Annotated in this window: 1 pseudogene; it reads left to right on the top strand. The window is 34.7% G+C overall.

The features are described from left to right. Positions 1-383, top strand: a pseudogene (locus ADF62_RS01345) (transposase); the annotation flags it as partial.

Below are 383 nucleotides of genomic sequence, written 5' to 3'. Positions count from 1 at the left end.
CTTTAGCACCACATGAAGTTGTTGAGAAGACATTGAATTTCTCAGAGGAACTCGCTAATTATTCTAACCTCTATCAGCTTTTACTTTTTCACTTTCAGGAAAAAAGAGTGGATGATTTTTTTGAACTCATAGAGGAGAATATAAGCAAGGTCAACCATTACTTCAAAATAGTCTTTAGGACTTTTCTTAGACACAAACAATACATCAAAAACGCACTAGAAACACAGTACTCAAATGCAAAATTGGAGGGGACCAATAAGCTTATCAAAGATATTAAACGTCTGGGCTTCAGTTTTAGAAATTTTATCAACTTTAAGAAGCGTGTCTTCATCACTCTAAACATACATAAAAAGAGGACCTATCCGGTCCTCTCAAGATGTTAG

Source organism: Streptococcus sp. 1004_SSPC (assembly GCF_001069025.1).
In the GTDB taxonomy this organism is placed as follows: domain Bacteria; phylum Bacillota; class Bacilli; order Lactobacillales; family Streptococcaceae; genus Streptococcus; species Streptococcus vestibularis.
The sequence above is the reverse complement of the archived record's forward strand: the minus strand, read 5'-3'. Positions and strand labels throughout refer to the sequence as shown.